The sequence below is a fragment of the Alkalihalophilus pseudofirmus OF4 genome (genome assembly GCF_000005825.2).
Classification (GTDB): Bacteria; Bacillota; Bacilli; order Bacillales; family Bacillaceae_D; genus Alkalihalophilus; species Alkalihalophilus pseudofirmus.
This window is the reverse complement of the sequence record NC_013791.2, coordinates 3292543-3314945: the sequence shown is the minus strand read 5'-3', so window position 1 is coordinate 3314945 and position 22403 is coordinate 3292543. Positions and strand designations below refer to the sequence as shown.

The 22403-nt window shown below is 42.6% G+C and carries 17 protein-coding genes and 1 other RNA gene; 16 read left to right on the top strand and 2 right to left on the bottom strand.

All coding sequences use genetic code 11. From position 1 onward, the window contains the following. Positions 1 to 11 precede the first annotated feature (11 nt). From BPOF4_RS16680 to ssrA, 12 genes are all read left to right on the top strand, one after another. Positions 12 to 1031, top strand: a complete 1020-nt coding sequence (locus BPOF4_RS16680) for a sugar-binding transcriptional regulator (protein WP_012960394.1) — start codon at positions 12 to 14, stop codon at positions 1029 to 1031. A gap of 124 nt (positions 1032 to 1155) precedes the next feature. Continuing rightward, positions 1156 to 2163, top strand: coding sequence for a type I glyceraldehyde-3-phosphate dehydrogenase (gap, locus tag BPOF4_RS16675; protein WP_012960393.1), 1008 nt, complete (start codon positions 1156 to 1158; stop codon positions 2161 to 2163). Between the two features lie 96 nt (positions 2164 to 2259). Next, entirely contained in the window at positions 2260 to 3441 is a 1182-nt protein-coding gene (locus BPOF4_RS16670) for a phosphoglycerate kinase (protein WP_012960392.1), read from the top strand. Positions 3442 to 3462: 21 nt separating this feature from the next. Beyond that, a complete protein-coding gene (tpiA, locus tag BPOF4_RS16665) occupies positions 3463 to 4218 on the top strand; it encodes a triose-phosphate isomerase (protein WP_012960391.1) in 756 nt (251 codons plus the stop codon). Continuing rightward, entirely contained in the window at positions 4215 to 5744 is a 1530-nt protein-coding gene (gpmI, locus tag BPOF4_RS16660) for a 2,3-bisphosphoglycerate-independent phosphoglycerate mutase (protein ID WP_012960390.1), read from the top strand. The genes tpiA and gpmI overlap by 4 nt, the downstream gene beginning before the upstream one ends. 21 nt (positions 5745 to 5765) lie before the next feature. Then, complete coding sequence (eno, locus tag BPOF4_RS16655) at positions 5766 to 7055, top strand: phosphopyruvate hydratase (protein WP_012960389.1); 1290 nt, start codon at positions 5766 to 5768, stop codon at positions 7053 to 7055. Between the two features lie 896 nt (positions 7056 to 7951). After that, entirely contained in the window at positions 7952 to 8182 is a 231-nt protein-coding gene (gene secG / locus BPOF4_RS16650) for a preprotein translocase subunit SecG (protein WP_012960388.1), read from the top strand. 137 nt (positions 8183 to 8319) lie between these two features. Then, on the top strand, positions 8320 to 9063 hold the full coding sequence (locus tag BPOF4_RS16645) for an alpha/beta hydrolase (protein ID WP_012960387.1): 744 nt from the start codon (positions 8320 to 8322) through the stop codon (positions 9061 to 9063). Continuing rightward, positions 9044 to 9784, top strand: a complete 741-nt coding sequence (locus tag BPOF4_RS16640) for an alpha/beta hydrolase (RefSeq protein WP_012960386.1) — start codon at positions 9044 to 9046, stop codon at positions 9782 to 9784. The genes BPOF4_RS16645 and BPOF4_RS16640 overlap by 20 nt, the downstream gene beginning before the upstream one ends. A gap of 43 nt (positions 9785 to 9827) precedes the next feature. Further along, positions 9828 to 12203: a ribonuclease R gene (gene rnr / locus BPOF4_RS16635; RefSeq protein WP_012960385.1), complete on the top strand. Its 2376-nt coding sequence runs from the start codon at positions 9828 to 9830 to the stop codon at positions 12201 to 12203. Positions 12204 to 12352: 149 nt separating this feature from the next. After that, positions 12353 to 12820, top strand: coding sequence for an SsrA-binding protein SmpB (smpB, locus tag BPOF4_RS16630; protein WP_012960384.1), 468 nt, complete (start codon positions 12353 to 12355; stop codon positions 12818 to 12820). A gap of 135 nt (positions 12821 to 12955) precedes the next feature. Further along, positions 12956 to 13292: a transfer-messenger RNA gene (ssrA, locus tag BPOF4_RS21720) on the top strand. 342 nt (positions 13293 to 13634) lie between these two features. Here ssrA and BPOF4_RS16625 read toward each other — a convergent pair. Next, a complete protein-coding gene (locus BPOF4_RS16625) occupies positions 13635 to 14045 on the bottom strand; it encodes an LAGLIDADG family homing endonuclease (RefSeq protein ID WP_012960383.1) in 411 nt (136 codons plus the stop codon). Between the two features lie 243 nt (positions 14046 to 14288). Between BPOF4_RS16625 and BPOF4_RS16620 the strand changes: the two genes are divergently transcribed. Next, complete coding sequence (locus BPOF4_RS16620; RefSeq protein ID WP_012960382.1) at positions 14289 to 14627, top strand: hypothetical protein; 339 nt, start codon at positions 14289 to 14291, stop codon at positions 14625 to 14627. Positions 14628 to 14891: 264 nt separating this feature from the next. Here the strand turns inward: BPOF4_RS16620 and BPOF4_RS16615 are convergent, their stop codons facing one another. Then, the gene (locus BPOF4_RS16615) at positions 14892 to 15221 is read right to left on the bottom strand and encodes a four-helix bundle copper-binding protein (RefSeq protein ID WP_012960379.1); all 330 of its coding nucleotides are present in this window, start codon (positions 15219 to 15221) and stop codon (positions 14892 to 14894) included. Between the two features lie 546 nt (positions 15222 to 15767). Between BPOF4_RS16615 and BPOF4_RS21280 the strand changes: the two genes are divergently transcribed. The 3 genes from BPOF4_RS21280 to BPOF4_RS16595 all read left to right on the top strand — a co-directional run bounded on the left by BPOF4_RS21280 (position 15768) and on the right by BPOF4_RS16595 (position 22398). Then, positions 15768 to 18782 (top strand): gamma-glutamyltransferase, encoded by a 3015-nt coding sequence (locus BPOF4_RS21280; protein WP_148229537.1) that lies wholly within the window; start codon positions 15768 to 15770, stop codon positions 18780 to 18782. Positions 18783 to 18881: 99 nt separating this feature from the next. Further along, positions 18882 to 19799, top strand: coding sequence for an LCP family glycopolymer transferase (locus BPOF4_RS16605; protein ID WP_012960377.1), 918 nt, complete (start codon positions 18882 to 18884; stop codon positions 19797 to 19799). 901 nt (positions 19800 to 20700) lie between these two features. Further along, on the top strand, positions 20701 to 22398 hold the full coding sequence (locus BPOF4_RS16595) for a glycerol-3-phosphate dehydrogenase/oxidase (RefSeq protein WP_012960375.1): 1698 nt from the start codon (positions 20701 to 20703) through the stop codon (positions 22396 to 22398). Positions 22399 to 22403: the final 5 nt, after the last annotated feature.

Sequence of the window (22403 nt, the reverse complement as noted above, 5' to 3'; positions counted from 1 at the left end):
AGTTTTGTGTGATGCGAGTATTATTAGATATTCAGCAAAAATTATTACCAGACTTGCTCGATGTTATGGTAAAACGTTTCAAAATTCTCCAGTACATTCGTTTGATGCAGCCGATTGGTAGAAGGAGCTTATCCACAAATCTGCAAATGTCAGAGCGAGTACTGAGAACAGAAGTGACGTTTTTAAAAGACCAAGGACTCGTTCACTTTGCCACATCAGGAATGACGGTTACACCTTCTGGTGAGGCGCTTTTTTACCAGCTGGAAGATGTAATGAAAGAATTGCTTGGTCTTAGAAATCTTGAAGAGCAAGTAGAGCTTAAGCTTGGTGTAAAAAAGGTATTAGTTGTCGCTGGAAATAGTGATGAAGACCATTGGGTAAAGCATGAGCTTGGACGTGCAAGTGTGGCTGAGCTGAAAGCCAAACGTGAACCAAGTGATGTTATTGCTGTCATGGGAGGAACCACACTAGCCGCTGTTGCTGAAATGATGACGCCTGATGTTGGAATGCGGGATGTCACGTTTGTGCCGGCACGCGGTGGGTTAGGTGAGAACGTAGAAAATCAAGCCAATACAATCAGCGCCGAGCTTGCAACTAGAGCAGGGGCTCAGTACAGGCTGCTTCACGTTCCTGACCAACTAAGTGAAGATGCTTATTCTTCTCTTGTATTAGAGCCTTCAATCGGGGATATCCTAAAGCTGATTAAATCAGCCCGTGTGGTTATTCACGGAATAGGTGAAGCCAATACAATGGCGTCACGCCGAGGATCTAAGAGCACGTTTATCGAGAAGATTGAGCGGGAACAAGCGGTAGCAGAAGCATTTGGCTACTACTTTAACCGTGAAGGTGACATTATTCACAAACAGCGTACGATCGGCCTGCAGCTTGACGAGTTAGATAACAAGTATGTGATAAGCGTTGCTGGGGGAGAATCTAAGGCAGAGGCCATCTCTGCATACATGAAATACCGCCCAAGCGATGTACTGATTACAGATGAGTCTGCAGCAAGACGATTGCTTGAAATCGAGTAAAGCATAATCGAGTAAACATAATGATGGTAGATAAAAGGGTAACGCCCTTTTTGATATAGATAGGATGCTAGTTACTTTAGTATTTCTTATCAAAAACTTACTTACTACTAGGAGGAATTTTATCATGGCAACAAAAATTGGTATTAACGGTTTTGGTCGTATTGGACGTAACGTATTCCGTGCAGCATTAAATAATCCGAACGTTGAGGTTGTAGCAATCAATGACCTTACAGATGCAAACATGCTTGCACACCTTCTAAAGTATGATTCAGTACACGGTGTACTTGATGTAGAAATCGAAGTAAAAGACAACGCATTAGTTGTAAACGGAAAAGAAATCAACGTATCTGCTGAGCGTAACCCAGCTGAGCTTGCTTGGGGCGATCGTGGAGTAGAAGTAGTTGTAGAATCAACTGGTTTCTTCACTAAGCGTGAAGATGCAGCGAAACACATCGAAGCTGGCGCTAAGAAAGTAATCATCTCAGCTCCTGCATCTGATGAAGATATCACAGTTGTTATGGGTGTTAACGAAGACAAGTACGATGCAGGAAGCCACCACGTTATTTCTAACGCATCTTGTACAACAAACTGTCTTGCACCATTTGCAAAAGTTCTTAACGACAAATTCGGTATCCGCCGCGGTATGATGACAACAGTTCACTCATATACAAATGATCAGCAAATTCTTGACCTTCCGCACAAAGACTACCGTCGTGCTCGTGCGGCAGCTGAGAACATCATTCCTACAACAACAGGTGCTGCTAAAGCAGTTGCATTAGTCTTACCTGAACTTAAAGGTAAATTAAACGGTGGTGCTATGCGTGTTCCGACACCAAACGTATCACTAGTTGACCTTGTAGCTGAACTTGATCAAGAAGTAACAGCTGAAGATGTAAATGCAGCATTCAAAGAAGCGTCTGAAGGTGCTCTAAACGGAGTTCTAGCATACAGCGAAGAGCCGCTTGTATCTGGTGACTACAACGGTAACCCAGCTTCTTCTACAATTGATGCATTATCAACAATGGTTATGGAAGGCAACATGGTTAAAGTCATCTCTTGGTATGACAACGAATCAGGTTATTCACACCGTGTTGTAGATCTTGTTGAATACATCGCTAAACAAGGACTATAATCAAATAAGATAGCAATGGGGGAGGAGAGTATGAGTACTAACTCCCCTTTCCGCTGTCAAGTATAGAGAGTAGAATGTGACTGGAGGTCCGATCTAATGAACAAAAAAACCGTTCGCGACATTGATCTTAAGGGAAAAAAGGTATTTTGCCGTGTGGACTTTAATGTTCCGATGAAAGATGGCGAAATCACTGATGAGACTCGTATTCGTGCAGCACTTCCTACGATTGAGTTCTTAATAGAAAAAGGGGCAAAAGTAATTCTTGCAAGCCACCTTGGCCGTCCTAAAGGCGAGGTAGTAGAAGAGCTTCGTTTAACACCAGTTGCTGCTCGTCTTGGAGAACTTCTTAATAAAGATGTTAAAAAAGTAGACGAAGCGCATGGTGCAGAAGCGGAAGCCGCTGCAAACAGCCTGCAAGATGGTGATGTGTTATTGCTTGAGAATGTTCGTTTCTATGCTGGTGAGGAGAAAAATGATCCTGAACTAGCTAAGGCATTTGCAAGCCTTGCTGATGTGTATGTGAATGATGCATTTGGCGCAGCTCACCGTGCTCACGCTTCAACAGAAGGAATTGCAAAACATATTCCTGCAGTTGCCGGCCTTCTTATGGAAAAAGAACTTGATGTACTTGGCAAAGCATTATCTAATCCTGAGCGTCCTTTCACAGCGATTATCGGCGGGGCGAAAGTAAAAGATAAGATCGGTGTGATTGATAATCTTCTAGAAAAAGTAGACAACTTAATCATTGGCGGAGGGCTTGCTTACACATTCGTCAAAGCTCAAGGTCATGAAGTAGGGAAGTCGCTTCTAGAAGAAGATAAGATTGACTTAGCTCGGTCATTTATGGACAAGGCGAAAGAAAAAGGCGTGAAATTCTACATGCCAGAAGATGTGGTTGTCGCTGATGATTTCTCAGAAGAGGCAAATACAGAGGTAGTAGATATTGATTCGATTCCAGCTGATTGGGAAGCGCTAGATATCGGACCGAAAACACGTGATACATATCGCAGCGTTATCGAGGAATCGAAGCTTGTGATCTGGAATGGACCAATGGGTGTATTTGAATTAAGCGTATTTGCAAATGGAACAAAGGCAGTAGCTGATGCTCTTGCAACAAGTGATGCTTATTCAGTAATCGGCGGCGGAGATTCTGCTGCAGCTGTTGAGAAGTTTGACTTAGCAGATAAGATGAGTCACATTTCTACTGGCGGCGGGGCTTCCCTTGAGTTCATGGAAGGAAAACAACTTCCGGGCGTCGTTGCATTAAACGAAAAATAATACGAGGACGAGGTGGTTCACATGCGTAAGCCAATTATCGCAGGTAACTGGAAAATGAATAAAACGCTTGGCGAAGCAAAACAATTTGTCCAAGAAGTAAAATCAAACGTTCCTGCTAACAGCGAAGTAGATGCAGTAGTATGCTCACCTGCTTTATTTCTTGAAAGCCTAGTATCTGAAACTAACGGTACAGACCTTAAAGTAGGAGCACAAAATGTACATTTTGAAGAAAATGGCGCATTTACTGGCGAAATCAGCCCTGTTGCTCTAGAAGACATGAACGTAGCTTATGTGATCATTGGTCACTCTGAGCGTCGTGAAATGTTTGCTGAAACAGATGAAACGGTAAACAAAAAAGTACATGCTGCGTTCAAACACAATTTAGTGCCAATCATGTGCTGCGGTGAAACAGACGCAGAGCGTGAAGCTGGAAAAACAAATGATGTTGTTCGCGAGCAAGTAGAAAAAGGTCTTAGCGGCCTGACAGAAGATCAAGTAAAAGAAACTGTTATTGCTTATGAGCCAATCTGGGCAATCGGAACAGGTAAATCATCTTCAGCAGCAGATGCAAACGAAGTATGTGCATACATCCGTAAAGTGGTTGCATCTAACTTCTCAGAGGATGCTGCAAATGCAGTACGTATTCAATACGGCGGCAGCGTGAAGCCTGCAAATATTGCAGAGTACATGGCGCAAGCTGATATTGACGGCGCACTTGTTGGCGGAGCCAGTCTTGAGCCAAAATCATTTCTTGAGCTTTTGGAGGCAGGTAAATGAGCAAGAAGCCAGTAGCACTCATTATCCTTGATGGATTCGCCATGCGCGATGAAGTGCTAGGAAATGCAGTGGCACAAGCAAAAAAACCAAACTTTGATCGTTATTGGGACAAGTACCCGCATGCGACACTTGAGGCAGCTGGTGAGGCGGTAGGATTACCTGGGGGCCAAATGGGGAACTCAGAAGTAGGTCACCTAAACATTGGAGCTGGCCGTATTGTGTATCAAAGTTTAACTCGTGTGAACCTTTCTATTCGTGAAGGAGATTTCTTTGAAAACGCGACCTTCCACGAAGCAATCAAGCATGTGAAGAGAAAGAATAGCGCACTTCATGTTTATGGGTTATTATCAGATGGTGGTATTCACAGTCATATCGATCATCTATTTGCCCTTCTTGAACTAGCAAAACGTGAACAAGTAGAGAAAGTGTACGTTCACGGATTCTTAGACGGACGTGATGTCGGACCAACATCAGCCGAAATTTACATTGAAGCGCTTGAGAAGAAATTAACCGAGCTCGGAACAGGCCAACTTGCCAGCCTGCACGGGCGTTATTATGCGATGGACCGTGACCGTCGCTGGGATCGTGTTGAAAAGTCATACCGCGCAATGGTTTATGGCGAAGGACCAGCTTATCAAGATCCGATTGAGCTGTTAAAAGACAGTTATGAAAACGGAATCCATGATGAGTTCGTCATTCCATCTGTGATGACGAATGAAGACGGTACACCAGTGGGTACGGTACAAGATGATGACGCGGTGATTTTCTTCAATTTCCGTCCGGATCGTGCGATTCAAATGTCACAAGTATTTACTAACGAAGACTTCCGTGGGTTTGAGCGTGGACCAGCTCATCCAACAGATGTTCATTATGTGTGTATGACGCACTTTAGTGAGACAGTCGACGGTTATGTGGCGTTTAAACCAACAAACCTAGATAACACATTAGGTGAGGTATTAGCACAACAAAACTACAAACAATTACGTATCGCCGAAACAGAGAAATATCCACATGTGACGTTTTTCTTCAGCGGCGGACGTGAGGAGCCATTTGAAGGAGAAGAACGTATTTTAATTGATTCTCCTAAAGTGGCAACGTATGATCTTCAACCTGAAATGAGTGCTTATGAAGTAACGGACGCACTCTTAGCAGACATTGAAGCAGACAAGCACGATGCGATCATCCTTAACTTTGCAAACCCTGATATGGTCGGACACTCAGGCATGCTTGAACCGACAATTAAGGCTGTAGAAACGGTGGATGAGTGCTTAGGTAAAATAGTCGATGCAATCATTGCTAAAGGCGGAGCGGCTGTCATTACTGCGGACCACGGTAATGCCGATGAAGTCACAACGCTTGATAATAAGCCAATGACTGCGCACACTACAAACCGAGTGCCTGTTATTGTGACACAAGAAGGTCTCACATTACGTGAAGATGGAATTTTAGCTGATTTAGCTCCTACAGTACTTGCCCTCTTAGGCGGCTCTCAGCCAAACGAAATGACTGGAAAGAAACTATTTTAAATTTTAAGGAGTGACTATATTATGACAATGATTACAGATGTTTACGCACGCGAAGTCCTTGACTCACGTGGTAATCCTACAGTAGAAGTAGAAGTATATCTTGAGTCTGGTGCGATGGGCCGTGCGCTTGTACCAAGCGGTGCGTCTACTGGTGAATATGAAGCAGTAGAATTACGTGATGGCGGCGAGCGCTACATGGGTAAAGGAGTTATTCAAGCAGTTGATAACGTAAATGACGTTATTGCTCCTGAGCTTATTGGCTTTGACGCTCTAGATCAACTTGGTATCGACCAATTAATGATTGAGCTTGATGGTACGGAAAATAAATCTAAATTAGGCGCTAACGCAATTCTTGGTGTATCTATGGCTGTAGCTCATGCTGCTGCTGAAGCACTTGGTGTACCTTTATACGTATACCTTGGCGGATTCAACGCGAAGCAGCTTCCTGTTCCAATGATGAATATCATCAACGGTGGTGAGCACGCTGATAACAATGTTGACATTCAAGAATTCATGGTTATGCCAATCGGTGCTGAAAACTTCAAAGAAGCATTACGCATGGGTGCTGAAATCTTCCATAACCTAAAAGCTGTTCTTAAAGGCAAAGGCTACAACACAGCTGTAGGTGATGAGGGTGGATTTGCTCCTAACTTATCTTCAAATGAAGAAGCACTTTCAACAATCATTGAAGCAATCGAAAAAGCTGGTTACAAGCCAGGCGAAGAAGTTGTTCTTGCAATGGACGTTGCTGCTTCTGAAATCTACAACAAAGATGACGGTAAATACCATCTTTCTGGCGAAGGTAAAGTTCTTTCTTCAGAAGAAATGGTTTCATTCTATGAAGAGCTTGTTTCTAAATACCCAATCATCTCAATTGAAGATGGCTTAGACGAAAACGACTGGGATGGTTTCAAGCTGTTAACAGATCGTCTTGGCGATAAAGTACAGCTTGTTGGTGACGATCTATTCGTTACAAACACAACAAAGCTTTCTGAAGGTATTGAAAAAGGAATTGGTAACTCAATTCTAATCAAAGTGAACCAAATTGGTACACTTACTGAAACATTTGAAGCAATCGAAATGGCGAAGCGTGCTGGTTACACAGCAGTTATCTCTCACCGTTCTGGTGAAACAGAAGATGCTACAATCGCTGACATCGCTGTTGCGACAAATGCTGGACAAATTAAAACAGGTGCACCTTCTCGTACAGACCGCGTAGCGAAGTACAACCAACTTCTACGCATCGAAGACGAGCTGGCTAACGTTGCTCAATACGGCGGCCGCAGTGCATTCTACAACTTAAAGAAGTAATAAATCGATGAAAGGAGCGCATGACGATGCGCTTCTTTTTCTTTTGAACAACAACGGTCTTTAATATGGGTTCTAGAGGATTCACCGCTCCTGAAATATGCTTCGCTTTCCGCGGTGAGCTGCTGAGCTTCCTCGGGCTTATGCCCTGTGGGATCTCAGCCCTGCTCTAGGCACCGCAGGAGTCTACACATATTTCATCCGCTGGGTTACTGCTTTTTGTAATTATTATGTGGAGCGATTTAGTTATACTTTAAAAGCAATTAAACATAAAGCGGCTCAAACAAAGGTTATAGCAAAGTCGTCGCTCCTGAAATATGCTTCGCTTTCCGCGGTGAGCTGCTGAGCTTCCTCGGGCTTATGCCCTGTGGGATCTCAGCCCTGCTCTAGGCACCGCAGGAGTCTACGCATATTTCATCCGCTGGGTTATTGCTTTTTCCAAAAATGTAGCCGATTGAGATCGGAAGTGAGCTTAGTTCTAATTATTATCGCTTTCATCTTCCTTACCGTCTTTTAGGTTTTAGAAGCTACTTATACTGAGGGAGTAACTTAACAACATCCTTTCTCTGTTGATTGGAGCGGAAGGCACCGACTCCAGCGGGATGCGCGTGACCAGGGAGACCCCACAGGAGCGTAGCGACGAGGAGGCTCCCGGGCCGCCCGCGGAAAGCGTGTGCCTGGAGCGGAGATCAACAATTACTGCCAGGAGAAGCCTCAAGCATAGTACGAGAGGACGCGTTACCCTGTGGATATGGAGCATATTTCATAAGAATTATGATATTTAACTTCGAACTCTTTTATATTTAGTTGTTAGGTGATTCTGTAAATAATGTTGTTACAACACTCTTATTTGTGGTAAAGTTATAGAAGCGCATATTGTGCTTGGAGGTGTAGAAGGGGTGCAAACGGTTGCTTTTGTTATGTTAATTATCGTTTCAATCGCGTTAATTGCGGTTGTTCTACTTCAATCTGGACGTAGTGCTGGTTTATCTGGTGCAATCTCTGGTGGAGCAGAACAATTAGTAGGTAAGCAAAAAGCGCGTGGAATTGATGCAGTGTTAAGCCGAGCGACAGTTGTTCTTGCGGTATTGTTCTTTGTCTTAACAATTGCCGTCGCATATTTCATGTAATTACTAAGCAGCGGGTGCGATACCTGCTGCTTCTTTTGTTAGGGAAGCATAAAGATATAGAAGAATGTATGGAAAAGAAGATTGTAAAACATGTCAATCGGGTACAATCATAGTAACAGCAGAGAAGGGTGAGAGAGATGATCGGATGCCTCTGTTTGCATGGCTTTACCGGTGAACCGTGGGAAGTGGAGCCTGTGGCCTCTCATTTGCAAAAACAGGGGTGGCTTGTCTATGCCCCAACGCTTCCTGGACACGGACCTAGCGGGAATTTAAAAGACGTTACGTATAAAGAATGGGTGTACATGGCTGAAGTGGCGGTCAAAGAATTATTAGACCGCTGTGAAAAGGTGTATGTGATTGGTTTTTCAATGGGCGGTATGTTAGCCTGTTATATAGCTTCTAAATATCCTGTATCAAAGCTGGTGCTCCTTAGTGCCGCAGCTTATTACTTGAATCCAATGCAGCTGTTGCAAGATTTAAAAGAAGCTGTACGGATGCAGTTTCGCGGTGAGTTAAAGGATGATTTCACTTATAATTTATATCGTAAAAAAGTTCTTGAAACCCCAATGGCTGCGGTTTTTCAATTTATGCAGGCAGTGAAACTAATCCGGCCGTATTTAGCTAAAGTAAATATTCCCACTCTTATTATTCAAGGGGGAAAAGACGGTGTGGTCCCCAAAAAGAGTGCGCAGTATTTATTCGATATGATTACCTCAGAGGAAAAGGAGCTTCGCTTTTTAGAGAAGTCCAATCATATGATCTGCCACGGCTTTGAACGTGACGTATTAATTGAAGTAATTGAAGAATTTTTATTTGACGGAACCGATATAGATTCATTTAAATCAAGAGAGGAAGACGAACATGAAAGTAGTAGCACCTAAGCCATTTACATTTGAAGGAGGAGACCGTGCGGTTCTTCTGTTGCACGGCTTCACTGGAACAACGGCCGATGTGAGAATGATCGGACGCCACTTACAAAAAGAAGGGTACACATGCCACGCCCCTTTATATAAGGGGCACGGAGTTCCTCCTGAAGAGCTTGTTCATACAGGTCCTGAAGATTGGTGGAAGGATGTAGAGGCAGGCTATAACTACCTAAAAGAAAAAGGTCATGAGGAAATTGCGGTGTGCGGGCTTTCTCTTGGCGGGGTATTCTCCCTGAAAATCGGGTACACTTTACCTGTAAAGGGTATTGTGCCAATGTGCGCTCCCGTTCGCCCAAAAACAGAGGATGCGATGTATAAAGGCGTTCTAGCCTATGCCCGTGAGTACAAAAAGCGTGAACAAAAGTCAGATGATGTGATCAATCAAGAGATGGAAGCATTTAAACCGATGGGAACGCTAAGTGCCCTTGGTGAGTTAATACAAGATGTTCACAATCATCTCGATCATATTTATTCTCCAACTTTTGTGGTTCAGGCTAGGAATGATGAGATGATTGACGTGGAAAGTGCAAATATTATCCATGATCAAATCGAATCAGATGAAAAATCATTAAAATGGTATGAGGAATCAGGCCATGTTATTACATTAGATAAAGAAAAAGAACAGCTTCATGAAGATATTCTTCAATTTTTAGAAGGATTAGACTGGACTGTATAGAACAGAACAGGCGGGGCTGTTTGTACCGAAAGGAGATTATAAAATGAATGAAGAACAAATCCAGCAACTGTTGACCTACTTTCGCGACGAAGCCGAGAAGCCCGTTTCTGTAGCTGAGCTTGAAGAGGTTTTTCAAGTAGAAGGTAGCGAGAACTTTAAAGAGCTAGTGAAATCATTAAATGAAATGGAGGCCCGTGGTCTTGTCGTTCGTACAAGAAGCGACCGTTACGGGGTTCCGGAAAAAATGAATCTTGTCAGAGGCCGTGTACAAGGACATGCGAAAGGGTTTGCCTTTATTATCCCTGATATTGAGGGAGAGAAAGATGTGTATGTATCTCAAGCAGACCTTGAAAGTGCGATGAATGGTGATACGGTTCTTGTCCGTTTGCACCAGCATTCAAGAGGTGACAGGCCTGAAGGAAAGGTTGTCCGTATTTTAGAACGTGGTGTCACCGATGTAGTGGGGACGTACTTAGATCATGATTCATACGGAATGGTTGTAGCTGATGACAAGCGTATACCAAATGATATTTTAATTCCAAGCACCGCAAATAAAGGTGCTGTTGACGGACATAAAGTCGTCGTATCTATTACGAAGTACCCTGAAGGCCGAATGAGTGCAGAAGGAGAAGTGACGAAAATTCTTGGGCATAAAAATGACCCAGGGATGGACATTCTCTCTATTATTTATAAGCATGGCATTCCGCTTGAATTTACCGATGAAGTGCTTCAGCATGCCAACTCAATTAGTGATGAAATCGATCCGAAAGATATCGAGGGCCGACGTGACCTTCGAGATGAAGTGATCGTCACGATTGACGGGGCCGATGCAAAAGATCTAGATGATGCAGTTCATGTAAAGCAGTTAAGTAACGGCAACTTCTTACTTGGTGTTCATATTGCTGATGTCAGCCATTATGTCACAGAAGGATCGCCTATTGATAAGGAAGCGGCTGATCGGGCGACTAGTGTATATTTAGTAGACCGAGTCATTCCGATGATCCCGCACCGTCTCTCAAATGGAATCTGCAGTTTGAATCCACAAGTCGACCGCCTGACATTGTCGTGTGAAATGGAAATCACGCCTGATGGACAAGTGGTTAACCACGAGATTTTCCAAAGTGTGATTAAAACGACTGAGCGAATGACCTATTCAGATGTGAATAAAATTCTAGTGGATAATGACGAAGAAGTAAAAGCTCGTTATGAGTCCCTTGTTCCAAATTTTGAAGCGATGGAGAAGCTTGCAGCGATTCTTCGCAACAAACGTTTTGAGCGCGGAGCCATTGATTTTGATTTTAAAGAAGCAAAGGTTCTTGTGGATGAAGAAGGGAAAGCAAATGATGTGGTGCTTCGTTCACGTTCTGTAGCTGAGCGTTTAATCGAAGAATTCATGCTCGCAGCGAACGAAACGATTGCTGAGCATTTCCACTGGCTGAAGCTGCCATTTGTTTATCGAATTCACGAAGATCCTGATGCTGAAAAGCTCACTAAATTCTTAGAGTTTATCACAAACTTCGGCTATGTCGTACGAGGAAATGCCAACACGGTTCATCCGCGTGCGTTGCAAAAGCTTTTAGAAGAAGTTCGAGGAGAGCCTGAGGAAACGGTAATCAGCACGGTTATGCTTCGTTCGATGCAGCAAGCAAAATATGACCCGAACAGTTTAGGCCACTTTGGGTTATCAACAGAGTTCTACACACATTTCACATCCCCAATCCGTCGTTACCCGGATCTACTTGTCCATAGATTAATTCGTACGTATTTAATCAAGGGTAATGTCGATGCCGAGACGCAGGAGCATTGGCGTGAAAAACTGCCAGATCTTACTCGCCACGCATCGGAAATGGAGCGTCGTGCAGTAGAGGCAGAACGCGATACGGACAGTGTGAAAAAAGCTCAATATATGGAAGATAAAATTGGTGAAACGTTCCCAGGTATGATCAGCGGCGTGACCAACTTTGGCTTGTTTGTTGAGCTTGAGAACACAATTGAAGGTCTTGTGCATGTCAGCTACTTAACAGATGATTACTATCACTATGATGAGAAGCAATATGCGATGATCGGTGAGCGTACCGGCCAAGTCTTCCGTATTGGAGATGAAATTGAAGTACGTGTGCTCAATGTTAATGTCGACGAAGCTTCAATTGATTTTGAAGTAGTAGGCATGAAGCCGCGTAAACCGCGAGAAGGCCGCGGCCGTCCGAAAGTCATTGAAGGTGGTAAACGAAAAAAACGCGCAGGTCAAGGCGGCGAAGAAGGCGACCGTAGACGAGGCGGGCGCAGTAAAAAAGGAAACAGCAAAGGGCTTAATTTAAGCGAGGGCGGTAATGGTTCTAGTAAGAAGAAAAAGAAACGTGCTTTTTATGAGAATGCGCCAAGTGTGAAGCGTAAAAAAGGACGTAAGAAAAAACGTTAACACTTATGCAGGCTGTCTATTTAAGTAGGCAGCCTTTCCTTTTAACACATACGACACCGGACGCTGGTTGACCCGCTGATTGACCTGATTGACGCATTCCGCTTCTATTTGCTAAGATGAAAGAATGAAGAATGACGAGGTGTCGGACAATGGCTGGAACAGAAGGAAAAGTAATTGCCCAAAATAAAAAAGCAAGACATGATTATTTCATTGAAGAAACATATGAAGCAGGTATGGTACTGCAGGGAACTGAGATTAAATCGATGCGTGCCGGCCGTATGAATTTAAAGGACTCGTTTGCGCGGATTAAAAACGGGGAAGTATACCTTCATAACGCTCATATCAGCGAGTATGAACAAGGAAACCGTTACAACCATGAACCAGAACGTGCCCGCAAGCTGCTGCTTCACAAAAAGCAAATCAATCAGTTAATTGGTTTAACCAAGCAACAAGGTTACTCACTTGTTCCTTTAAAGGTCTATATTAAAAACGGCTATGCCAAGATTTTAATCGGCCTTGCTAAAGGTAAGAAGAACTTTGATAAACGTGAAACGCTTAAGCGTAAGGATGCCAAACGTGAAGTAGAACGTGCATTAAAGGACCGGATGAGAGGGTAACACTTCCAGTTGCAAGAAAAAGTAAGGGATGCTATAATAAGAAGTCCAGAGCACAGATGTTCTGGGCTGTTGATTACAACGGATGGCTTCGGTAATACAAAGAGATCCCACATATTTTTTACAACATGGGGACGTTTAGGATTCGACAGGGATAGGTCGTGCTTATGTTGCGAGTCGAGGGGGTCGGCCTCGTTAAAACGCCAAAGCCTATAACTGGCAAAGAAAACAACAACTTCGCAGTAGCTGCCTAATAGCACTCTGCGGTTCCACCCTCCATCGCCCATGTGGTAGGTACTGGAACTCACTCTAAGTGGGCTACGCCGGCTGCTCTCCGTCTGTGAGCGAAGGAAGAGATTGATCAGACTAGCCGTTCGGACGCCTGTTACTGGGCAGAAGAATTGGCGAAATGCTAATACAGTAACTACACTCGTAGAAGCATAAGTGTCGTTGTTTCTGGACGTGGGTTCGATTATGGAAATAGTCGCCTCATGTGGTGACGCATGAGTGATAACTTGGCTTTATCGGTGAAGTCTACGTCATGACGAATACGTTATGATAAGGTGATGCCGAGCGGTATGTGGAGCAATCCAACAGCCGTGTATCGACTTATAGGCTGCCTACAAGGTAGTACTAGGATGGAGCATTCTGCAATAGATTGCACAAAATACATGTTCCATAATACGCCAAGGGACTTGTTGATCAAGTTCAAGATATAGTCAGTGCCATTGCGAAAGCATGGAATTACATGTCCCACCGTCTCCACCATACTTATACCGTCAACCCGATCACTGCACCAGGTGATCGGGTTGTTTTGTTATAAAGAGAAAAAATCTTGCTCGAATTTTCGTTTTAATATTAATTTTTCATCAGTGTATTTACCATTCCGACAAGTCACGTTTTCGTAATGATCTAATATAAATTGAGCCCGTAATTTTTTTTGTTTTATTTTGAGATAGGGAATAATGTCTCTTAGAATACTCATAACCATACTTTTATTCTTGACCGATAAAACATAAGAATCTTTATGAGTTCCAGGCTTGTAGTTTTTCTTTGATGTAATATAACCTCCAACCAGGTTTTTAATGTAGTCTAATAGTTCCCTGTCTTTACTCGGTATAGAAATAACAGGTCTACGATTTTCTTTCAAATGCGCTCTAGTTAAAGAAATTGTACCTTCCCCATCAATAATTCCGGCTAAATAAGCAGCTTCAGTTTTTTCTAACATTAATACAGCTCCTTTCTTTATAAAGTAACCTCCATAAACAAAACATCTTCCTAACGCAATAACTGAAGGCACATATTTGAGCGTTTCCCGATTGTTTTCAGGGTCAGAAGGTATTGCTGTTTTTTAAAGCTGATGTTATCCACTTCTTATTCACATATTCAATAGACAAAAGGAAAAAACTAGATTATAGTACGATTATCCACAAAGGGGAATCAAAAATTAGGTAGGGGAGGTGTGTGTAGGATGGGCAAAGGGTTACTTATCGTTAGTTTTTTGTTATCAGTTATTGTGAGTTCTTACAGCCATGTACTCATACCTGAAGGACATCATGATCACCCTGCATACATTACCCATGAACTAGAAGAGTTAGAAAAGCTGGGAGGACTGAGCTCTGGACCAACCATTGAGTATACGGGTTATGTTTTAAAGGCTTATGTCTTGGCTTGTGCAGACAGTATTTCAGCTCATCTCCAGTTTTATCTGAAATCATCTATTCCTTTACTTAAGATAAAATGCCTACTCATGACGATCAAATATCAAAGTACTTTTTTCGCTCACTCTAATGTTATTCACAAGTTATAAACAACTCACACATTAGAGGAGATGAAATCAATGAATAATGATATTAAAGAGCCGTTCACAGGACTAGTAGTGGGAATTGTATTAATGATTATCGTGTTTCTAGTCGCTCATTTTGTTTTTGGCTTAGAAGCTTTTTCATAATAAAAACATCGTTTTGAGGTAGAGAATAAAAATAGGAATAAGAATAGCGTACCAATTCGCAATGATTTGGTACGCTATTTTTTGTTGATATATCAACAGCCCCAGCCTCATTTTGCATACATACTAAGCTGCTAATTTCCTGCACTCTTCCGCACACTTAAAGCATGCTTCTGCGCATTTTTGGCAGTGGTCGTGATCATGCTTTTTGCACTCATTTCCACAATCCTCGCATATTTTTGCACATAAGGCAGCGAGCTCACTTACATAAGGTGTGCCTCTAACTAGAGCTTGTTCAAAATAACTGCATATGTCGGCACATTCTCGGTCTAATCGAATACACTCTCTCATCATCTCAAGGTGATCTTCTTTTAAACAAGAGTCATAACAATGGTTACAAGCAGTCATGCATTCATGCAATGTCGTTATCATTGACTTATATTTCTCATGTGACATCAAAAGCCCTCCTTAGAATTGTATTCTTTCTACGTATACCTCCACTCGTAATGTTTAAACATTGTTCGAAACCGATTATAGCTTTTATACCAATCATCCAAAATAAATGAAAACCCCTATAAAATTGTCCAAAAAAATAATGCCTAGCTCATACGGGAACAAAAGTTAAAGCGGCATAATGCCAATAGGGGATGACCCTCTGTTAGTTTCGTTTAATTAAATTGTAAAAAATTTGGATTTTAAGAGGAGGATAGGCCGGTAAAAAAGGAATAAGTCGAATTAGGTTAGTTTTGAAGTAACTAATTCAGTCCGGGAATGCATGTGCAAAACGTCTTGATTAATGTTAGGTATTCGAAAGATAAAGGTATCATTGTGCTTAATTTAATTTAGGGTGTATCTCTGTTTTCGGTGAAAAAAGCATAGTGAACGATAATGAAATAGTACTAAGAATGACTGCCGCCACCTCGTTATCACCGCTCAGCACACAATTGCAGGGTTCGTCTTATTGATATAGGATACGAATGTATTTTATATAGGAAGACGGAGGTGAACGGTTATTTGTTTATAAAGAAAGCAGCTATTTTATTTATCATAAATAGTCTTGTCTTAAGCAGTCTGATACCAATGCATGCGGCTTCTGCTGAAGAACAAGGATTACCTAAAGAAAGTAAATACGATAATTACGGTGTCAGTGCTTCCCACCCTGCTGCAGTCGAAGCGGGGATGGAGGTTCTTGAAAATGGAGGAAATGCTGTTGATGCGGCAATTGCTGTTTCCTATGTGTTAGGTGTAGTTGAACCATATGGATCAGGGATTGGCGGCGGCGGTCAAATGCTTATTTTACCTCCTGAGAAAGAAGAGCCGGTTGTGTATGATTACCGGGCAAGTGCAACATCTGATGAAGAATGGAATGAACAATCAACGGGCGTCCCAGGACAAGTCAGAGGACTTGCTGAGATTCATGAGGATCTTGGGTTAACACCGATGGAACATCTGATTTCACCGGCGGTTACTCTTGCAGAAGAGGGGTTTGAAGTCGACTATCTTCTATGGGAACGGCTTGAAGCTGCGAAACCTCGTCTGCCAGTTGAAGAACTTCCACATTTCTTCCCAAACGGTCAGACTATTGAGCCTGGAGACAGCTTAAAGCAGCCAGAGTTAGCAGAGACATTATCGGCTATCCAGGAAATGGGGCCAAGAGCCTTTTATGCAGGGGAAATTGGTGAGAAATTCACAGCGGCAGTTCCTTATATAGATGCTGAAGAGTTAGCTGCATATGAAGTAGAAAGAACTGAAGCAGTAAAAGGTGAGCTTGAAAATGGAACGCTATACTCTGCAAGTGCGCCACTAGCCGGGGTTTCTGTTGTGCAGTCTATGCTTCTCGCGGAAGAAATGAATATAGAGGAAACGAAAGACAATGAATTTGAATTTGTTCATATTATGAATGAAATTTCAAAGATTACAAAGAACGAGCGAATTAAAAAAGTGGGGGATCCGGAATTTGCTGATGTTGATGTGGACGAGCTGACAAGCGACGAACATATTAAAGAGCTGGCAAGTCAAATTTCACTTTCTGAACCATCCGAAGAAACGATCTTTGATGAAGAAAGAGAACATGATGAAAAAACAGATACGACACATTTTGTCGTTGTGGATCCTGATGGAATGGTCGTATCAGCGACCGATACTCTGAGCAACTTCTTTGGTTCTGGTGAATATACATCTGGTTTTTTTATCAATAATTCTACTGAGCAATTTAGTGAGTTCGCTAATTCTCCAAACGCATATGCACCCAATAAACGTTCAAGAAGTTTATCGGCACCTACTATTTATGTAGAGGACGAGCGAGTGATTGGAATTGGGACGCCTGGAGGGAACCGAATACCTCCTGTCATGGCCCAGGTGTTATCAAGGCACCTCTATTTCGATGAGCCGCTTGAAGATGCAGTGGATGCCAAACGGTTTTACGGGGAAGATGATGTCTTATATGTAGAAGATGGCTTTCCTGAGGACGTATTAGGCGATATTGCACGAGCGGGCTATCAGTTTCAAAACAGGCAGCTTGCCGTCTATTTTGGCGGTATTCAAGCACTGGAGCTAAATAAAGTCAACGGAGCAATCACGGGGATTGCTGATTTGAGACGAAGCGGATTATGGGACGCTAAGGATTTATTTAAATGGAGTGAGTTTTTTGAGAAGCTGTTTTTTGTCTTCTTTATATTAGGGATTATTTTTCCTGCACTTCATTTACTTCATTCTCTGCCTTGGTTCAAATCAAAAGGTGAGAGTATTAGAAGACAGCTTGAAGAAGAAAAAGGCATCAGTGTGTTGGTTCCTTGTTACAACGAGCAAGGGATCATCGAAACCTCATTAAAAAATATGAGCTCCTTGCCTTATCAAAAGAAGGAAGTTATTTATATTAATGACGGCTCGAAAGACCGAACGTTTTCACTGTTAAATACGTATTTAAAGCTTAAGCCGAGTACGAAAAAACCTTTACAAAAATTATCGCATAAACGAGTGAGGGGTGTCTATCAATCCGAACTGTATCCGTTTATTTACGTTATTGATAAAGAAAATGGAGGAAAAGCGGATGCGCTGAATGCTGGGATTGAATATGCCGGAGAGGACATCGTCGTATCATTAGACGCCGATACTGTCTTAACTGAAAATGCCTTGCCGAAAGTAAATGAGGCTTTTGAAGATGAGGATGTGGTTGCTGCTGGAGGGATGGTGCATGTCCTGCAAACGAAAACAAAGAACCCGCTCAAGCGTTTATCGCTCCGTCACGCTAACTTCCTTGTCCGCTTGCAAATGTTTGATTTCTTAAAAGCCTTCTATATAACCAAAATATCATTAGCACGTTTTCACGCGCTAGCGGTTATTTCAGGGGCATTTGGGATTTTTAGAAAAGATGCATTGCTTGAAGTAGGAGGGTACCGTTCAACGATCGGCGAGGATATTGATATCACCTTGAAAATGCACGAGTATATTGCCAAACATGTGAACAAGAAAGTTATCCACTTGAAAGAAGCCATTTCTTATACGGAGATGCCTGAAACATGGAACGACTTTTTCAAGCAGCGTGTACGATGGCAGAAGGCTTATATTGATTGCGTGATTCATTTCCACTCCTTCTTTAGAAAGACCTTATTTAGGAAGGCTGTTTCTTTCTTTTATATTTTCGAATCATTTTTAGTCGGAATTGTTTCAGCCTTTATTATGACCGGCTTCTTTATTGCCAACGCGATTATATCGCCGCCGGAATCGTATCTAGCTTATGTGCTGTACTATCTAACCTTCCTGCTTATCTTCGGGGTCGTTTATGATATTTTTGCGCTCATTATGAATCGCTATCACGGGTTTAGATTTAGGTGGAAAGATATCCCGTCTTTATTTGTAACGATTCTCTTAGATGTATTTGTTTATCGATTTGCTCTGATGTACATTGTTATGCACGGGACCATTGAGTACTTCTTCAACACTGATTGGAACAAAGTATCTCGTACAGGCCGAAACTATCAAACGGAAACAAAGTCAGAGACAAGTCCTGCTGCTTAACTCGCAATGGGGAATTAAATCAGGAAATAAATCGTAAATGCTCAATCTGCTGTTGGGCATTTACGTCTTTTAAGCTGAAGCTAGAATGGAGGTGTCGACATGTCAGATAAAATGAAAAAAATAGTCCTTATTCTAATGACGGCTGCTCTAGTACTTGTAGTTGGAGCGGGTGGATATGTGTGGAGTGCTGCGACGTCTGCTTTTGGCAGTATTCAAGAAAACTTGGATCGTTCAAAGTCTGAAAAGCGGCTCGAAGAACTTAACTTAGATGAAGGAGATCCTCTTTCTGTTTTATTAATGGGAGTAGATGAACTTGAAGGTCGAGAAGATCTTGGGCGCAGCGATACGATGATCCTTCTAACGATTAATCCTAATCAGGAGTCGATCCAGATGGTCAGTATTCCACGTGATACGCTGGTGGATATAAGAGGTTATGTAACAAAAGATAAAATCAGTCATGCGCATGCCTTAGGCGGCAGAGAAACGGCTGTTTATACGGTGGAGCATTTCTTAGATGTGCCGGTAGATTACTATGTGAAAGTGAATATGGAAAGCTTTAAAGATACCGTCGATGCAGTAGGGGGCATTGAGGTAGAAAATGATCAAGAGTTTACTTTTCATGAGATGCATTACCCTGAAGGAACGATTAAGCTTGATGGCGAAAAAGCGCTTGGCTATGCTCGGATGAGGCATTTAGATCCGGATGATGATTTCGGACGCCAAGAAAGGCAGCGTGAAGTAATGGAAGCGGTGATGGAAAAGGGGTCGAGTATTTCTTCACTCACTAATTTCAATGATATTCTAAAAGTCGTAGAAGATAATGTTTTAACGAATCTCTCTTTAGGAGAACTATGGGACATTTATTCCACTTATAATGTGGCTATTGATCAAATCGAACAGCATGAATTAGAAGGAGAAGATATAAAGAAAGACGGTATTTATTATTTCTCTCCTGATGAAGAAGAGCTTGCATCCCTATCAACTAAGCTAAAAGAACATCTAGAGTTAGAGGATTGATACCTTACAAAGTACGAATCAAACGGGAGAAAAGGAGGGCGCTGAAAAGCTCCTCCTATTAGTAGTGGTTGATTACCGTGGGCGGGTACGGGAGCCTACTTGTCTTTTCTCCTGTGGGGTCTTGTTTTTAACGTACATAAGGCAACTGAAAAAACACCAGGAAGCTAGAGGAATCTAGTGATGTCACAGTTTAGTTCAAGGGAAAAAATGCAGTGTAGGCGTAAGCTCGCCGCTCCTGAAATATGCTTCGCTTTCCGCGGTGAGCTGCTGAGCTTCCTCGGGCTTGTGCCCTGCGGGATCTCAGCCCTGCTCTAGGCACCGCAGGAGTCTGCGCATATTTCAGGAGCTGAGTTATTGTTTTTTCCAGGAATGGGGTGGAATAATGTAGTTAATAGGCTCAGTTCTATTCACTAAGTACTACTTATTTTGAGGGAGCAACTGAACAACATCCTTCCTCCGTTGATTGGAGCGGAAGGCGCCGACTCCAGCGGGATGCGCGTGACCAGGGAGATCCCACAGGAGCAAAGCGACGAGGAAGCTCCCGGGCCGCCCGCGGAAAGCGTGCGCCTGCAGTGGAAATCAACAACTATGGCAGGGAAGTGTATCTCAGGAGCGGCGAGCACACTCAAGCACTATGAGGTATTCAGCAGTGGTAATACTATACAGCCTGCATTTGTAATGCTTGGAGTCCCCTGAGACAAAATACTTTTGTCCAGTCTCTTTTTCCCATACGCTTCTTGCTATCCAAACAGAAAAAACTATGTTATCATGAAGTTAAGTTAATAGACGGTAGGAGACACGGAGAACCAATGCGCGTAATAACAAACTTGTTATTATGCTTGTTGTCGTTTCTCGGTGTCTTTTTTGTATACAAAAATAAAAAGTGGAGGTTTGGAGGATCATGAGCACACATTTCTCAGCACGGACTAGATCAGATCAATTTAAACAAATGGAAAAAGAGCAATATGATGTATTAATTATCGGCGGGGGTATTACTGGAGCAGGAATCGCTCTAGATGCAGCCCTGCGTGGAATGAAAGTAGCCCTTGTGGAAATGCAGGATTTTGCGGCAGGTACATCTAGCCGCTCAACGAAGCTTGTTCACGGCGGTCTGCGTTATTTAAAACAATTCCAAGTCGGGATGGTAGCTGAAGTTGGTAAAGAACGAGCAATCGTTTATGAAAATGGACCGCATGTAACAACACCTGAATGGATGATGCTGCCGATGCATAAGGGCGGAACATTCGGAAAGAACAGTGCTTCCCTTGGGTTGTTTGTATACGACATGCTAGCTGGGGTTAAGAAGTCTGAGCGCAGAAAAATGCTCTCAGCTGAAGAAACAGCAAACAGAGAACCGCTTGTGAAAAAGGACGGCTTAACAGGCGGCGGTTATTATGTAGAGTACAGAACAGATGATGCACGCCTGACAATTGAGGTTATTAAAGCAGCAGCTGAGCATGGTGCAGATATTATTAACTACACGAAAGCAGAAGACTTCTTATATGATGAAAATAAGAAAGTATCTGGTGCTGTCGTCTCTGATCGTCTGACAGAAAACACGTATCAAATTAATGCGAGAAAAGTAGTTAATGCAGGAGGTCCTTGGGTCGATCAGATTATTAAAAAGGATTACTCTGAAACCAATAAGCAGCTGCGTCTAACAAAAGGGGTTCACTTAGTGATTGATCAATCGGTGTTCCCGCTGCGCCAAGCGATTTACTTTGATACTCCGGACGGCCGCATGGTGTTTGCGATTCCTCGTGATGGAAAAACATATGTCGGAACAACCGATACGTTCTTTGATCAAGAAACGGCAAGCCCTAAGATGACTTCTGAGGATCGTGAGTATATTTTAAACGCTATCCACTACATGTTCCCGGATGTGACTGTCACAAAAGAGGATGTAGAGTCAAGCTGGGCAGGGGTTCGTCCGCTTATTTATGAAAAAGGAAAAGATCCATCTGAAATCTCTCGTAAAGATGAGATTTGGGAAGGCGAGAGCGGTCTTCTTACGATGGCTGGCGGTAAATTAACAGGCTACCGTAAAATGGCTGAGTCTGTTGTCAATTTAATTGCCAGACGCTTTAAAGAAGATCAATATAAAGTGTTCAGCACGTGTGGGACAAAGAAATTCCCGATTTCAGGCGGAGATGTAGGCGGATCTATTGGTCTAGAGCCATTCATTGCTAAAAAAGCAGAAGAAGCAACAGGATATGGCTTTACGTACGAGGAAGGTAAAAAGCTTGCTGGCATGTATGGCTCTAATGTTGATAAACTCTTCTCTTATGCTAAAGATTATAAGAGTGAAGAAGAGACAAAGCTTAGCCTTTATGTATATGTGAAATTAAAATATGCAATGAATGATGAGATGACAGTGAAGCCTGTGGATTTCTTTATTCGCCGCACAGGGGCTCTATTCTTTGATATTCAGTGGGTCCGCACATGGAAAGAGCCGGTTCTTGCTTATATGAAGTCTGAACTTGGCTGGTCTAAAGAGGAATTAAACACCTACCGCAATGAGTTAGACAAAGAGCTAACAGATGCAGTTATTCCAGTAGACCTTCAAACAGAAGCTCAGATGGCAAAACGCTCATCATAAAAACG

Bases quoted from the DNA above. Each gene is read 5' to 3' on its own strand.
- rnr (WP_012960385.1), top strand. From the start codon at position 9,828: ATGAATGAAGAACAAATCCAGCAACTGTTGACCTACTTTCGCGACGAA.
- BPOF4_RS16645 (WP_012960387.1), top strand. From the start codon at position 8,320: ATGATCGGATGCCTCTGTTTGCATGGCTTTACCGGTGAACCGTGGGAA.
- BPOF4_RS16620 (WP_012960382.1), top strand. From the start codon at position 14,289: ATGGGCAAAGGGTTACTTATCGTTAGTTTTTTGTTATCAGTTATTGTG.
- BPOF4_RS16605 (WP_012960377.1), top strand. From the start codon at position 18,882: ATGTCAGATAAAATGAAAAAAATAGTCCTTATTCTAATGACGGCTGCT.
- tpiA (WP_012960391.1), top strand. From the start codon at position 3,463: ATGCGTAAGCCAATTATCGCAGGTAACTGGAAAATGAATAAAACGCTT.
- BPOF4_RS16640 (WP_012960386.1), top strand. From the start codon at position 9,044: ATGAAAGTAGTAGCACCTAAGCCATTTACATTTGAAGGAGGAGACCGT.
- BPOF4_RS16680 (WP_012960394.1), top strand. From the start codon at position 12: ATGCGAGTATTATTAGATATTCAGCAAAAATTATTACCAGACTTGCTC.
- smpB (WP_012960384.1), top strand. From the start codon at position 12,353: ATGGCTGGAACAGAAGGAAAAGTAATTGCCCAAAATAAAAAAGCAAGA.
- BPOF4_RS16625 (WP_012960383.1), bottom strand. From the start codon at position 14,045: ATGTTAGAAAAAACTGAAGCTGCTTATTTAGCCGGAATTATTGATGGG.
- BPOF4_RS16615 (WP_012960379.1), bottom strand. From the start codon at position 15,221: ATGTCACATGAGAAATATAAGTCAATGATAACGACATTGCATGAATGC.
- gpmI (WP_012960390.1), top strand. From the start codon at position 4,215: ATGAGCAAGAAGCCAGTAGCACTCATTATCCTTGATGGATTCGCCATG.
- BPOF4_RS16595 (WP_012960375.1), top strand. From the start codon at position 20,701: ATGAGCACACATTTCTCAGCACGGACTAGATCAGATCAATTTAAACAA.
- eno (WP_012960389.1), top strand. From the start codon at position 5,766: ATGACAATGATTACAGATGTTTACGCACGCGAAGTCCTTGACTCACGT.
- gap (WP_012960393.1), top strand. From the start codon at position 1,156: ATGGCAACAAAAATTGGTATTAACGGTTTTGGTCGTATTGGACGTAAC.
- BPOF4_RS16670 (WP_012960392.1), top strand. From the start codon at position 2,260: ATGAACAAAAAAACCGTTCGCGACATTGATCTTAAGGGAAAAAAGGTA.